This is a genomic window from Sphingomonas sp. PP-F2F-A104-K0414 (assembly GCF_004340945.1).
GTDB lineage: Bacteria > Pseudomonadota > Alphaproteobacteria > Sphingomonadales > Sphingomonadaceae > Sphingomonas.
On sequence record NZ_SLYD01000008.1, the window covers coordinates 53,771 to 67,405 of the forward strand.

General features: G+C 66.1%; 10 protein-coding genes. 5 read left to right on the forward strand and 5 right to left on the reverse strand.

The genetic code is table 11. The features are described 5' to 3' along the window. The first annotated feature begins 82 nt into the window (after window positions 1–82). From C8J46_RS17395 to C8J46_RS17405, 3 genes are read left to right on the forward strand one after another with little or no spacing between them, the layout of a single operon-like run. On the forward strand, window positions 83–2,482 hold the full coding sequence (locus tag C8J46_RS17395; RefSeq protein ID WP_132741793.1) for a glycoside hydrolase family 31 protein: 2,400 nt from the start codon (window positions 83–85) through the stop codon (window positions 2,480–2,482). Continuing rightward, window positions 2,479–3,279, forward strand: a complete 801-nt coding sequence (locus tag C8J46_RS17400; RefSeq protein ID WP_132741795.1) for an SGNH/GDSL hydrolase family protein — start codon at window positions 2,479–2,481, stop codon at window positions 3,277–3,279. Before C8J46_RS17395 ends, C8J46_RS17400 begins: the two co-directional genes overlap by 4 nt. A 2-nt stretch (window positions 3,280–3,281) precedes the next feature. Beyond that, on the forward strand, window positions 3,282–4,913 hold the full coding sequence (locus C8J46_RS17405) for an alpha-L-fucosidase (RefSeq protein WP_243643494.1): 1,632 nt from the start codon (window positions 3,282–3,284) through the stop codon (window positions 4,911–4,913). Window positions 4,914–4,972: 59 nt separating this feature from the next. Here the strand turns inward: C8J46_RS17405 and C8J46_RS17410 are convergent, their stop codons facing one another. Next, the gene (locus C8J46_RS17410; RefSeq protein ID WP_132741797.1) at window positions 4,973–5,731 is read right to left on the reverse strand and encodes an FCD domain-containing protein; all 759 of its coding nucleotides are present in this window, start codon (window positions 5,729–5,731) and stop codon (window positions 4,973–4,975) included. A gap of 171 nt (window positions 5,732–5,902) precedes the next feature. Further along, on the reverse strand, window positions 5,903–6,640 hold the full coding sequence (locus C8J46_RS17415; protein ID WP_132741799.1) for a tryptophan 7-halogenase: 738 nt from the start codon (window positions 6,638–6,640) through the stop codon (window positions 5,903–5,905). Window positions 6,641–6,807: 167 nt separating this feature from the next. On the opposite strand from C8J46_RS17415, the gene C8J46_RS17420 reads away from it, so the two are divergent. Continuing rightward, on the forward strand, window positions 6,808–7,371 hold the full coding sequence (locus C8J46_RS17420) for a GNAT family N-acetyltransferase (protein ID WP_132741801.1): 564 nt from the start codon (window positions 6,808–6,810) through the stop codon (window positions 7,369–7,371). Here C8J46_RS17420 and C8J46_RS17425 read toward each other — a convergent pair. Genes C8J46_RS17425 through C8J46_RS17435 form a run of 3 tightly spaced genes read right to left on the reverse strand, consistent with a single transcriptional unit; the run spans window position 7,363 to window position 12,571 of the window. Beyond that, a complete protein-coding gene (locus tag C8J46_RS17425; protein WP_132741803.1) occupies window positions 7,363–8,988 on the reverse strand; it encodes a SulP family inorganic anion transporter in 1,626 nt (541 codons plus the stop codon). The genes C8J46_RS17420 and C8J46_RS17425 overlap by 9 nt on opposite strands. Then, entirely contained in the window at window positions 8,970–11,597 is a 2,628-nt protein-coding gene (locus C8J46_RS17430; RefSeq protein ID WP_132741805.1) for an HAD-IC family P-type ATPase, read from the reverse strand. The genes C8J46_RS17425 and C8J46_RS17430 overlap by 19 nt, the downstream gene beginning before the upstream one ends. Beyond that, the gene (locus C8J46_RS17435) at window positions 11,594–12,571 is read right to left on the reverse strand and encodes a L,D-transpeptidase (protein WP_132741807.1); all 978 of its coding nucleotides are present in this window, start codon (window positions 12,569–12,571) and stop codon (window positions 11,594–11,596) included. Before C8J46_RS17435 ends, C8J46_RS17430 begins: the two co-directional genes overlap by 4 nt. A gap of 336 nt (window positions 12,572–12,907) precedes the next feature. On the opposite strand from C8J46_RS17435, the gene C8J46_RS17440 reads away from it, so the two are divergent. Further along, a complete protein-coding gene (locus C8J46_RS17440; RefSeq protein ID WP_243643480.1) occupies window positions 12,908–13,591 on the forward strand; it encodes a dihydrofolate reductase family protein in 684 nt (227 codons plus the stop codon). Window positions 13,592–13,635 lie beyond the last annotated feature (44 nt).

The window sequence follows — 13,635 nt, forward strand, 5'->3', positions numbered from 1 at the left end:
GTATCTGCAATTATACGACAAAATTGCCGTACCGGCGAAGATAGCGCTATCGTCAGGGCATAGACCCGTGGAGAGGATTTAGATGTACATTTCCCCAGCCCGTATCGACGCGCAATCGTCTGACCAGTCCCGCACCACGTCGCGACTGGGCTGGCCTTTGCGATTGGTCGCACGGCTGACCGTTGGAGTCTCGCTCGCAACGCTCGGCACCGCCGCGATCGCCGCACCGATCGCGACCGTCGATCGCAACGGCAGTCTCGTCTCGGTCGAGGTCTATGCGCCCAACATCGTCCGCGTGACGATCGCCACCGACCGCGGACAGGTCGATGCGCCACCCGGCGATGGCCCCAACGCAAAGCCCGATGCCGCAGGGTGGACGCATCGTAACGACGCAGGCGCCGACGTTTTCGCGTCTGCCGCACTATCGCTCTCGGTCGATGCAAAGCCCTGGCCCAAGGCGCCGACGCAGATGGAGCGCTATTTCGCGCCGTCGCTGCCGCCGGTGTCGGTGACGATCCGCAAGGCCGACGGCACTATGCTGACGCAGATGACCGGCTGGGAAATGGCGCCGCATACCGTCAACGGCGAGAAGACGTTCCGCGTCGGCGCGAGCTTCGCCTCGCCCGCCGACGAGCATTATTACGGGCTCGGCCAGAACCAGGAGGGCAAGCTCGACCTGCGCGGCCGCACGATCGACTGCCGCCACAATTACGACGCGCCCGCGGGCGAGACGGTCTGCGTACCGTTCATGGTCACCAACAAGGGCTATGGCATCGTCTGGGACAACCCGTCCTCGACCGTCGTTTCCCCCGGCCTGCATAGTTCGACACACTGGCAGTCGGAGGTCGGCGAGCGCGTCTCGTTCTTCGTCATCACCGGCGCCACTACCGACGAGATCTATGCCGGCTATGCGACGCTGACCGGTACCACGCCGCTGCCGCCCAAGGCCGCGTTCGGCCTTATCCAGAGCAAGGCGCGGTACGAGACCGAGAAGGAATTGCTCGACGTCGCCAACGGGTATCGCAGCCGCGGGCTGCCGCTCGATATCATGGTGCTCGACTGGTTCTACTGGTCGCGCATGGGCCAGCTCGACATCGACCGGAATTATTTCCCCGATCCCAAGGGCATGAACGACAAGCTGAAGTCGATGGGGATGCATTCGATCATCAGCGTCTGGCCGCGCGTCGAGAAGGAATCGCGGTATTTCGACCTGTTGTCGACCAAGGGCTGGTTGCTGAAGGACAAGGACGGCAACGTCGTCGACGGCCTGCCGATCCGGTCGGATCGCGCGGGCGCGTTGCTCGATAGCACCAATCCCGATGCGCGCCACTGGTTCTGGGAACGGATCCGCGACAACATCGCCAGCCAGGGCTTCGACTGGTTCTGGCTCGACGAGACCGAGCCCGATCTCGTGCCCGACGGCAGCTTCTATTCGATCGGCTCGGGCGACCGCTATCACAACGTCTTCCCGCTGCTCCATACGATGAGCGTCGCGGACGGCTCGGCGAAAGACCGTCCCACGATGCGCAACCTGATCCTGTCGCGCGCGGCGTATCTCGGTGCCCAGCGCAACGGCGGGCTGTTCTGGTCGTCGGACATCAAGTCGACCTGGGAAGCGCTGCACCGGCAGGTCCCCGCGGGGCTCGGCTTCACCGCGAGCGGCATGGCCTATTGGGGTAGCGACATCGGTGGTTGGCAATGGCCGAACGGGCCCAAGTCGACGCGTCCGGTGCTGCTCGACCCTGCGGGCGCGACCGCGATGGCGCCGGATTACGCGGACTATCCCGAGCTGTTCACGCGCTGGTTCGGGTACAGCGTGTTCACGCCGACCTTGCGGATCCACGGCCAGCGCCCGGCCACCGCGATCTGGCAATATGGCACCGCAGCCGAGCCCGTCCTCGCGAACTTCCTGAAACTGCGTTACTCGCTGATGCCGTACATCTACTCGCTCGGTCGCCATACGTACGAGAGCAATGCGCCGATGATGCGCGCGTTGTTCATGGATTTCCCGAACGATCCCAACGTCGCCGACATGGGCGACGAATATATGTTCGGCCCGGCCTTCCTGATCGCGCCAGTCACCGAACAGGGCAAGACGAGCCGCCCGGTCTATCTGCCGGCCGGTGCCGAATGGTATGATTACTGGACCAACCAGCGGTTTACCGGTGGCCAGACCGTCACCGCGAATGCGCCGATCGACAAGATCCCGCTGTTCGTGCGCGCCGGGTCGATCATCCCGATGGGCGTCCAGGTGCCGAGCACCGCGACCGCGCAGGCGCTGGAGAGCATCCGCGTCTATCCCGGCGCGGACGCAAGCTTCGCGCTGTACGACGATGACGGCGTGACCAACGACTATCGGACCAAGGGAGGTCGCAAGGCGATGCTGCGCTGGGACGACAAGACCCGGCGGCTGACCGCCTCGGGCAAGCTGCCGACAGGGCAGGACACCGCATCGCTGGTCCAGATCGTCTCTTCGAAGTGATCCGCGCAGTCTGCATCGCCGCACTGACGTTGGTCGCCTTACCGGTGGCCGCGCAGACCAATGTCCCGGGCGATCCCTATGCCGGCGATCCGGTCGGGATCGTCGCGGCCCCCTGCCCTGCGCATCCGTCGCCGACCGATGGAGCCGGATGGGAGGCATGGAAACTGCATTCGCTCACGCGCGACTTCGGCCAATTGTGCCGGTACCGCGCGCAGAACGAACAGCTGAAAGCGTCGAACACGCCGGTCCGGGTGGTCTTCATGGGCGATTCGATCACCGACAACTGGATCGGTGCGGATGCTGCGCTGTTCACTGGCGGACTGGTCGATCGCGGGATCAGCGGGCAGACCACGCCGCAGATGCTGGTGCGCTTCCGCGAGGACGTGATCGCGCTGAAACCGCGCGCCGTCCATATCATGGCGGGCACCAACGACATCGCCGGCAACACCGGCGCCTCGACGATGGAGATCGTCGAGGGCAATATCGCCAGCATGGCCGACCTCGCGCGCGCGAACGGCATCAAGGTCATCATCGCCTCGACCCCGCCCGCCGCGGCCTTTCCGTGGAGCAAGGACAAGCAGCCGGTGCCGCAGATTCGCGCGCTCAACAGCTGGCTGAAGGCCTATGCGGCGAAGAACGGCTTCACCTATGTCGATTATTACACCGCGCTAGCCACACCCGAAGGCGCGATGAAGCCGGGGCTGGCGAGCGACGGCGTCCACCCGACTCCCGCCGGCTATGCGATGATGCGCCCGCTGGTCCTGGCCGCGATCCGCCGGACCATCGCAGCCAAGTGAGTATCGATCTCAGCCGCCGTTCGGTACTCGCCGGGATCGCCGCACTCGGTCCAGCGACACACGCGCTCGCGCAGAGCCCAATGGGGCTGGCGCGCGGTCCGGTGCAGCCGACCTGGCAATCGCTGGTCGATCACTATCGCTACCCCGAGTGGTTCCGTGACGCGAAGCTCGGCCTGTGGTCGCATTGGGGCCCGCAATCGGTGCCCGAGCAAGGCGACTGGTACGGCCGCTTCATGTATATGCAGGGCCATCCGGCGTACGAACATCACCTCAAGACCTATGGTCATCCGACCAAGTCGGGGATGATGGAGGTGATGAATCGCTGGACTGCGGCGCGCTGGGATCCCGACGCGCTGATCGCCCGCTATGCCAAGGCGGGGGCGAAATATTTCGTGTCGCTCGCCAACCATCATGACAATCTCGACTGCTACGACAGCCGCTATCACGCCTGGAACTCGCTCCGCGTCGGGCCGAAGCGCGATGTCGTCGGCACATGGGAAAAGGCCGCGCGGAAAGCCGGGCTGAAATTCGGCGTCTCGAACCACGCCGCGCATAGCTGGCACTGGTATCAGACCGCCTATGGCTATGACCCGACCGGGCCGCTGAAGGGCCAGCGATACGACGCGTTCAAACTGCGGACCGCCGATGGCCACGGCACATGGTGGGACGGGCTAGACCCGCAACAGCTGTATACCGGCGCACACGCGGTCCTGCCCAACGGCATCGATACGATCGCGGCGATGAATGCATGGCATGACGCAAACGACGGCCAGTGGATCGAGACGCCGCCACCGAACGATCCGGGCTATGCCGCGAAATGGCTGCTGCGCCAGACCGACCTGATCGACAAGTACAAGCCCGACTTCTGCTATTTCGACGACTACGAACTGCCGTTCGGCCCGATCGGGCTCCAGGCGGCGGCGGATTACTACAACCGCTCGACCGCGTGGCACGGCAAGATCGACGTTGTGCTGACCGCCAAGCAGCTGAAGCCCTATGCGCGGTTCGGCCTCGTGCAGGACGTCGAGCGCGGCTTCACCGACCATCTGTGGGACGAGCCGTGGCAGACCGACACGTGCATCGGCGACTGGTTCTACAACGTCGCGCGGCTCAACGACAAAAGCTACAAGACCGCTGAGCAAGTGATCCAGCGGCTGGCCGATGTCGTGTCGAAGAACGGCAATTTGCTGCTCTCCATCCCGCAGCCTGGCGACGGTTCGATCGACGGCGAGGAGGAAAAGATCCTCGACGGCATGAGCCGCTGGATCGCGGTCAACGACGAAGCGATCTTCGGCTCGCGGCCATGGCGGATCTACGGCGAAGGCCCGACAAAGCTGCAGGCTGGGATGCAGAACGAACAGTCGTCGGGCGTGTTCACCGCCCGCGACGTGCGCTTCACCACCAATAAGGGCGCGCTCTACGCGCTGTTCCTAGGCTGGCCGCAGGGTGCGGTCACGATCGAGGCGCTGGGACGCAACCGCTTCGCCGATGGCGTGGTCGAGCGCGTGACGTTGCTCGGCGGCGGCAGCACGGCGCATCGCCGCGATGCGCGCGGCCTGCACCTGACGATGCCCGCGAACCCGGGCGGCGGGTTCGTCCCTGTCCTGAAGATCGAAGGCCGAGGCTTGGTCTAATCATTTCGGGCCGCGCCTTACCAACCCCGGATCAAAGCAGATACGATCGGGAGCGCTGCTCAGCCCAGCAAGGCCGCCCCGCGATCGACCACCGCGCCCTCGCTCTCGGCCTGGCGAATCAGGATCATGACGTCCTCGATGATCGATCGGATCGTGGCGCTGGCGGAAGCCGCATCGCGCGCAGCGATCGCCTCGAGCACGGCCTTATGCGCGGGCAGGCTTGCGCTGCGGCCCTTGAACCGGTTGGTGAAGCGGATCGAGGTCCGCAGCGCCGTCGACACAAGATCCTCAAACTGCGCGAAGAACGGGTTGTCGCACGCTCGCAGGATCGCAACGTGGAACACGATGTCGGCCTCGAGCGCATCGTCATCGCCGCGCTCGGCCGCCTCCATGCGCGCATAGCCCGCAGCAATCATCGCGATGCCCGACGGCGTGGCATGCAGTGCCGCGAGCTGCGCCGCCATCGGCTCGACCGCAAGGCGCAGCTCGTTGAAGCTGCGGAGCAACGGCAGGGTAAACTGGCGTTCGAGTAGCCAACGCAGCACATCGGTGTCGAAGAGGTTCCAGGTCGAATTTGGCTGAATGATGGTACCCTGCCGCGGACGCGCGGAAAGCAAACCCTTCGCGGTCAGCATTTTGACCGCCTCGCGCGTCACCGACCGGCTCACGCCGTGCTCGATCGCCAGTTCCGCCTCGGTAGGAAATCGCTTTCCGTCGTAATGGCCGGTGACGATCGCGCTACCCACGGCGTCGAGCATACCGTAAGTCAGATTGCGGCCCAGCGCCGTGCGGACCTTCGTGGGCTTGGGTTCGGTCATAGGGCTTGGTCGCCCAAATTCGTGACCGCTACAAGCGTCCCTCTGCATATCGGACGATAGGTGCCCACTTTTACGCTGCGAAGATCATGAGCGCACCCGATTGCCTCGCCGGCACCGTATCTCATCCCACCCTACACATCGCCGCGGCATCGGCCGAATAGCGCGTCCCCATCATGCTTGTCGGACCATCGGTGCCGAGCAGTGCCGGGCGATGAAATCCTCGTGCGTCGGCATCGCTTCGGCGGTCTTGCCGATCATCTCTCGAATATGGGCCATGAACCGCGTCGCCTCTCCAAGCGGCAACCCGCCCGTCAACGGATCGAAGGACGCCGGCTGCACATTCTGGCCGAGCAACACCGCGATCCAGCTATCGGGGGTGAACAATTCGCCCTGCTCGCGAAACACCCGCGCCTTGCCCCGCCATAACGCGAGTTTGCCCTTCAACGATTCCGGCAGCGCCATGGTCCGACAATGGTCCCAGAATGGCGAATCCGATCGTTCGGTCGCATGATAATGGAGGATGATAAAGTCGCGGACCTGCGCGTAACCGAGATGCGCGCGGTCGAACATGATGTAGTCGCGCCGCCGCACCCGCGCGATCCCGTAGGCGCGGAAACAGATCGCCTGATACGCGCTCACCCAGAGATCGACGATGGCCAGCGGCACGATCAGCGAATAGATCACCGGCGCCGTGACGATCGAGACTACGTCGGACCGTGCGACGAACCGCAGCACCGATACTTTCAGCCGTCGCTGCGCATCGAGCACGCCGTGCTCGAACCCGACGATCCGGCCGGTGAGTTCGACGCCGAGTGCACGCCGCCTGTTCTCGATCTCGCGGTCGAGTTCGCCCTGAAGCCAGACGATCTCGTGCGCCAGATCCTGCATCCGCTGGATATCGATCGTCATGCGGTCTCCTTGACGGGCGGAGATCGCCCTTGGGAGGCAGCCTAGCGCGCACCAACCGGCCCGGTAGCGTCGGAAACTACGTGTTTCCCGACGCTGCGGGGACGCGGGCTTTGCGGTTAGCACGACGTGCATCGCCATCGACGGCGCGCAATCGCAAAAGATTTCTCATGGTCGAACCTGTCAGCGAGCGCGCAGCCGCCCCACATACACTCCCGGCCGTGTCGTGGAGCGCCGACCTGACGACACGCGACGGTTACGTCTTCCACGTCCGCCCCGCCTCGCCCGCTAACGAACCCGCGCTCGCGGAATTCTTCGAGCATGTCGACAGGGAGGACCTCCGGTTCCGATTCCTCAGCGCGATCCACAAGGTCGGTCAAGACCAGCTCCGCGCACTCGTCACCGTCGACCACGAGCATATTGAGAGCTTCCTCGCCTTCGATCCCGCGACCGGGCGGATCATCGCGACCGCGATGTTGGCGGCGGACGAGAGCCTGACCCGCGCCGAAGTCGCCGTCGCGATCCGCGCCGACTTCAAACGCCGCGGGATCAGCTGGACTTTGCTCGATCAAGTCGCGGCATTCGCCCGTGCGAAGGGTATCGCGACGCTCGAATCGATCGAGAGCCGGGACAATCACCAAGCAATCGAGCTGGAACGACAACGCGGCTGGATCGCGTCCGCCTGCCCGGGCGATCCCGCTTCAATGATGCTGCGAATGACGCTCTCAGCCTGACGCAGACATCGCCAACGCCTCGGCATACGTGGCGGTGCTGGTCATCGGCCCTAGCCGGGCGCGGCCCAGCATCGCGGCCGGTTGCGCGGCCATGCCGCAGAGAATAACGCGCGTATGCGTCATCCCCGCCCGCCGCAGCAGCTCGGCGATCGCCGCGACGCCGCTCGCATCGAGCATCGGCACGCGTTCCAGCCGCAGGATCAGCACGCGCGGCACGCTGCCCAACCTGCGATAGGTATCCATCAATCCGGCCGCGACACCGAAGAAGAATGGCCCGTCGATCCGGAACATTTCGACGCCGGCAGGCAGCGCCGCGCGTTCGGTGGGCGCGTCGTCTTCGGGGCCAATGATCGCGACCGTCTCGCTCATTCGCGCCATGAACAGCAGCGCGGCGAGCGTCACGCCGACGCCGATCGCCACCGTCAGGTCAAACAGCACCGTCAGGCCAAACGTCAGCAGCAACACCGCCCGGTCGCCATTGGGCATCCGCAACAGGCCGACGAAGCGCTCCTGCTCGCTCATCCCCCAGGCGACGACGAACAGGATCGCCGCGAGCGCCGCCATCGGGACGAACGCCATCAGCCGCCCGCCGAACACCACGAACAGCAGGATAAACACCGCGTGGAGCATCCCCGCGACCGGGGTCCGCGCGCCCGCCTTGATCGCGGTCGCGGTGCGCGCGATCGCGCCGGTCGCGGGCAGCCCGCCGAACAGCGCCGACGCGATGTTGGCGATCCCTTGCGCGACCAGTTCCTGGTTCGACCGGTGTCGCGATCCGATCATCCCGTCCGCGACGACCGCGGAGAGCAGCGCCTCAATACCGGCAAGAAACGCGATAGTGAACGCCGAGGGCAGCACCGCCTGAAGCTTCGCGAGCGTCCAGACGGGGAAAGCCGGCATCGCGATCCCGTTCGGCATCGCCGGAAAGCGCGAGCCGATCGTTGCGACATCTACGCCGCTCGCGATGACGACGACTGAAGCAAGGACGACCGCGACCAGGAACCCCGGCACGCGCGGTGCGATCCGCTTGAGGATCAGGATGACGGCGAGCGCGCCCATGCCGATCGCGACAGTCGGGACGTCGATGGTCCGGATCGCGCCCGCATAGGCCGCCCATCTCGGCACGAAGTCGGCGGGCACCGAGGCCATGGCCAGCCCGAGGAAGTCACGAACCTGGCTCGACGCGATGATCACCGCGATGCCTGCGGTAAAGCCCGTGACGACGGTATAGGGGATGAACCGGATCATCGCCCCCAACCGGGCATAGCCAGCGACGATCAGGATAATGCCGGCGAGCAACGTCGCCAGGACCAGGCCGTCATAACCGTGCCGCGCGATCACGGTGAACACCACGACCACGAACGCCCCGGTGGGGCCACCGATCTGGACGCGCGATCCGCCGAGCGCCGACACTAGGAAGCCTGCGACGATCGCGGTGATCAGCCCCTTGTCGGGTGAAGCGCCGCTCGCAATGCCAAGCGCCATCGCGAGCGGGAGCGCGACGACCGCAACCGTCGCGCCGGCGATCGCATCGGCGCGCAGCGTCGCGAGCGAATAGCCTTCGCGCATCGTCGTGACGATCTTCGGGACGAAGGCGGTCACGCGCGCCGCTGCCATAGCGCAACCACCTGCTTGGTCACTTCGGTGACGACGATCGTCCCGAAGACCGCGACGACGCAGAACCGCATCGTCGCGACCGAGACCGGCGTGGTCCCGAGCACGCTGTCGAGCGGCGGCCACAGCATCGCGGTCGCCTGCAACGCCAGCGCGATACCGACACCGAGCAGCAGCCAGGCGTTCGAGAACAGCGGCTCTCGGACAATCGAGCGGCGCTCGCTGCGCATGCACAGCACATAGGCGTTCTGGAACAGTACCGTCATCAGCAGCACAGCATTCTGGATCTCGGCGAGCGGTCGACCCTCGCCGCGCATCTGCGCCACGAGATACAGCGCGAGCCCAGTCATCAGCAGCGCCGGCGGGATCATCAACGCGATCGCGCTTCGATCGAGGATCGGCGCGCTCGGCGGACGCGGTGGCTGGCGCAGTTCGTCGCCCTCGCCGCGACCAAAGCCCAGCATCACGTCCTGAGCGCCGTTGGTGACAAGGTTGAGCCACAATAGCTGCACCGCGGTCAGCGGCATCGGCAGACCGAGCATTACCGCGCCGATGAACATGCCGATCTCGGCGGCGCCCGTCGCGAGCAGGATAATGACGATTCGCCGGACGTTGGCGTAAGTGACGCGGCCCTCCTCGACGCCTGCGACGATCGACGCGAAATTGTCGTCGGCGAGCACCAGGTCGGCGGCGCCGCGCGCGACGTCGGTGCCGGCCACGCCCATCGCGACGCCGATATGCGCCGCCTGGAGCGCGGGGGCGTCATTCACCCCGTCTCCGGTGACTGCGACGAGTTCGCCGCTGGCAGCGAGGATGCGGACGATCTCCAGCTTCTGCACCGGTTCGATCCGCGCGAACACGCGGCCGCCGAGCACGAGGGTGGCGAGCCGTTCCGGCTGGTCCACGAGGTCGGTCATCTGCGCGCCGGTGACGACCTGCTCGGCCGCGACCTCAAGCCCGAGCCCGCGAGCGATCGTCAACGCGGTGCCGGGATGATCGCCGGTGACTATCCGCACGCCGATCCCCGCCTCGGCACAGCGCGCAATCGCGGCGGGGACTTCGGGGCGAACCGGGTCGATCAGCCCGATCCAGCCCAGCAGCACGAGATCGTTCGGCGCGGTCAGGTCGGTGGTCGTCGCACCGTCAGACGCAGCGACCGCGATCACGCGATAGCCTTCACCGGCCATCGCGGCGGCGGCGGCGAACGCGGCGGGATCGATCATGCAGCACATCTGCCGGATGATCTCGGGCGCCCCTTTGGCGAACACGCGGACGCCCTTCCCCTCGGCAACGGCGACGGTCGAGAATTTGCGGACTGGTTCGTAAGGAAGCGCCGCAGTCCGCACCACCGCATGCAGCGCGCGCAGATCCTCGCCGCCCTCACCCGCGAACCGGAGCAACGCGACGTCGACCGAATCCCCGATCGGCACGCCATCGGGTCCGATCGCTGCCTCGTTGCAGAGCGCGGCGGCACGACGCATCTCCGCCAGAGCATCCGCGCCCCAGTCGGCACCCGCAAAAGTTTGTCCGTCGGCGAGCAATATCCTCTCCACCGAGAGGATGTTCCGCGTCAGCGTCCCCGTCTTGTCGCTGGCGATGATCGTGCACGCACCCAACCCCTCGACTGCGGGCAGCGAGCGGACGATCACGTTCCGCGCCGCCATCCGCCGCGTGCCCGCCGCCAGCGCAACGGTCACCGCGATCGACAACCCCTCGGGGATCGCCGACACCGCCAGCGCGACCGCGAGCAGCAGGATCTGGTCGCCCGGCCGCCCCTGCATTAGCAGGACGAGCGCGAACGGGATGATCAGCGCGATCGTCGCGAGGCTGATCTGCCGCGCCAGCCGGTCGAGCCGGATCACGAGCGGTGGCAGCGTCGCCTTCGCGGTCCGCAACGACGCATCGATCGCCCCCAGCGCGGTATCCGCGCCGGTCGCGACGACGATGCCGCCACCCCGCCCCTGCTCGATCATCGTCCCCGCCAGCACCATCGTCGTCCGCTCGCCCGGCGCGGTCCGCTCGGGCAACAGCGCCGCCTGGTTTTTGGCAACCGCGACGGATTCGCCGGTGAAGGTCGACTGATCGACGCGTAGCGCGCTGCTCGACGAGAGGCGGATATCGGCGGGCACCGCCATGCCGCTCTCGAGCGCGACGACATCACCGACGACGAGCGCGCGCGCGTCGATCACCGACACCGCACCGTCGCGCAGCACGGTCGCGGTCTGCCCGATCATCTGCCCGAGCGCGGCGAGACTGTCGGCCGCCTTGCTCTCCTGCACCGTGCCGATCGCCGCGTTGACGAGCAGGACGACGCCGATGAACCCGGCATCGGTGTAGTGGCCAAGCCCGAGCGAGATCGCCGCCGCCGCGATCAGCAGATAGATCAGCGGACTGTCGAACTGCCGCACGAATAGCCGCAGCATCGATGGGACGGGCGGTGGCGCGAGTGCGTTCGGACCATCATGGACCAGACGTGCGGCCGCATCGCTCGCGCTCAAGCCGGTCGCACGGGTGTTGAGCAACGCCATCACGCGTGCTGCCGACGTCGCATGCCAGGGTCGCGGAATGAGCGCCGGCGTGTGCGGCTGGTCGATCGGGCGCTCGGCGATCATTGCCCGGTCGCCTCGATAATCGTCACGGGCGTACCGGTGCCCGCGCTCGCCAGCGTCTCGCGCGTCACCAGCAGCGTCGTGCCGGGCGTCGTCACGGTCGCCAGCGCGATGCGGAAGCGCTCCGGAAGATGCCCCTTGGCGCGGTCTTCAGCGGACAATTCGCCGGTTCTCGGGTCACTGGGCAAAGGCAGGCGCAGCCAATGCTCGCCGTCCGCATCGACCGATTGCAGCGTAAACGCCGAGGTCCGCGCGATCGGCGCATCGAACGCGATCGCGCTGGAGCCAATCTCGATACCGTTGCGCAGCACCACCACGCGCCTATCACGCCCGCTGATCACGATCGACACCGGCCCCCTGGGCGACAGGGCGGGGTTCCAAGCGAAGTCCCCGCCCGCCGGTCCCGCCGATATCAGCATAGCCGGCACCGCAGCCACCACCGGAACAGTCGCGTCGCGCGTAATGACGACGGTGATCCCAAGCCGGGTGATCCCGAACAGAAGTTTGGCAAACGCGGGCGGCAGGCGGATACAGCCATGCGACGCGGGATAGCCCGGCAGGTTGCCCGCGTGCATCGCGATCCCGCCCCAGGTCAGCCGCTGCATGAAGGGCATCGCCGCGTCCTTGTAGACGTTCGAGACGTGATCCGCGTCCTTCTGGAGCACGGTGAAGACTCCGGACGGCGTCGCATGGCCGTCGCTGCCGGTCGACACGGTCGAGACGCCGATCGGCACGCCGTTGCGGTAGGCATAGGCCTTTTGCGTGGCGAGGCTGACGATCACCGTGACGGGCCCGGCGGGGGCGATCTCGGGCGCCCAGAGATACTCGCCGGGTTTGAGGTGCTCGATCCGACCGTCGATGCTCGGCGGGGCCTGCGCTACCACGGGGCCCGCGAGCGTCATGGCAAGCGTCAGGGCCAGCGGCAGGACAAGTGACCGTGCGGGACGGATACGGCGCGAGGTTCGGCACGGCTTCATGATCTGTTCCGATCCAAAGGGCCTCGCCGAGGCGAGCATTCGACCCGCTGCTATCGATCGAAGTCGCCGGGCATCACCGTCGGAAACTACGCAATCGGGGGTGGATCACCCCGCACGCGCCCAGCTCGGGCAATACCCTCAGATCGGCTCAGGGCGGTGTTCGCCAGCTGCACCCGGCTCGGCGCGGCGATCATCGCGAGACCGTCCCGTTAATTGTGATGGCGCTATAAGGCGCTGACAATAATGGGTATCTCCGGCGTAGAGTATCACACGACCGGCGCTTCAACGTCGTAGCGGAGTTCGCCCATGCCTGATCGCCTTCACACCATTTGCCTGATGTCATCATCCCTCGACGGCGGTCTCCACGCCAGTCGGTGTACCAAGAGCCCCGACGGCACGTCGAAGGACTGGGCCATGCTCTACGAGGCTCTGCACGATCGGTTGGCGGGAGATGCCTGGCTCGTCGGGCGCGCGACGATGGCGGAAATGGCGAAGGGTGAGGCTAACCCGCTTGCGGCCGTCTCGACGGTCCAGCGGCCACGGCATTTCGCAAAGGGGATTGCCAAGCCGTTCGCGATCACAGTCGATACGCGCGGCGAACTGCACTTCGGTGAGCCGAAGATAGCCGGCGACGACGTCGTGGTGCTGCTCGGCAGAGACGTCTCGGACACGCATCTCGCGGAACTGGCAGCCAGCGGCGTATCTTACATTGTCTCTGCCGAAGAGCAGGTCGATCTCAAGGCAGCGCTTCGCGCCCTGCGCGATGATCTTGGCGTCACGCGTTTGCTGGTGGAGGGCGGTGCCGCAATCATCGGCAGCTTTCTGGCAGAGAGTCTGGTCGACGAATTGAACGTCATCGTCACGCCAACGCTCGACGCGCGTACGGACATGCAGGCATTCGTCTCATATGGCCGAGACGGACTTGCCGGCAAAACCAGTCTGTCGTTGAAAAGCTGCGATCGCCTCGATCACGGCGCCGTCCTGTTATGTTACGACGTCCGTTCGGTTGACGGGCGCTAGGCTCGGACGTTTCATCACCATGGCGCGCCGGCTGGGGACAGCGG

Bases quoted from the DNA above. Each gene is read 5' to 3' on its own strand.
- C8J46_RS17425 (WP_132741803.1), bottom strand. From the start codon at position 8,988: ATGGCAGCGGCGCGCGTGACCGCCTTCGTCCCGAAGATCGTCACGACG.
- C8J46_RS17395 (WP_132741793.1), top strand. From the start codon at position 83: ATGTACATTTCCCCAGCCCGTATCGACGCGCAATCGTCTGACCAGTCC.
- C8J46_RS17435 (WP_132741807.1), bottom strand. From the start codon at position 12,571: ATGAAGCCGTGCCGAACCTCGCGCCGTATCCGTCCCGCACGGTCACTT.
- C8J46_RS17440 (WP_243643480.1), top strand. From the start codon at position 12,908: ATGTCATCATCCCTCGACGGCGGTCTCCACGCCAGTCGGTGTACCAAG.
- C8J46_RS17410 (WP_132741797.1), bottom strand. From the start codon at position 5,731: ATGACCGAACCCAAGCCCACGAAGGTCCGCACGGCGCTGGGCCGCAAT.
- C8J46_RS17420 (WP_132741801.1), top strand. From the start codon at position 6,808: ATGGTCGAACCTGTCAGCGAGCGCGCAGCCGCCCCACATACACTCCCG.
- C8J46_RS17415 (WP_132741799.1), bottom strand. From the start codon at position 6,640: ATGACGATCGATATCCAGCGGATGCAGGATCTGGCGCACGAGATCGTC.
- C8J46_RS17430 (WP_132741805.1), bottom strand. From the start codon at position 11,597: ATGATCGCCGAGCGCCCGATCGACCAGCCGCACACGCCGGCGCTCATT.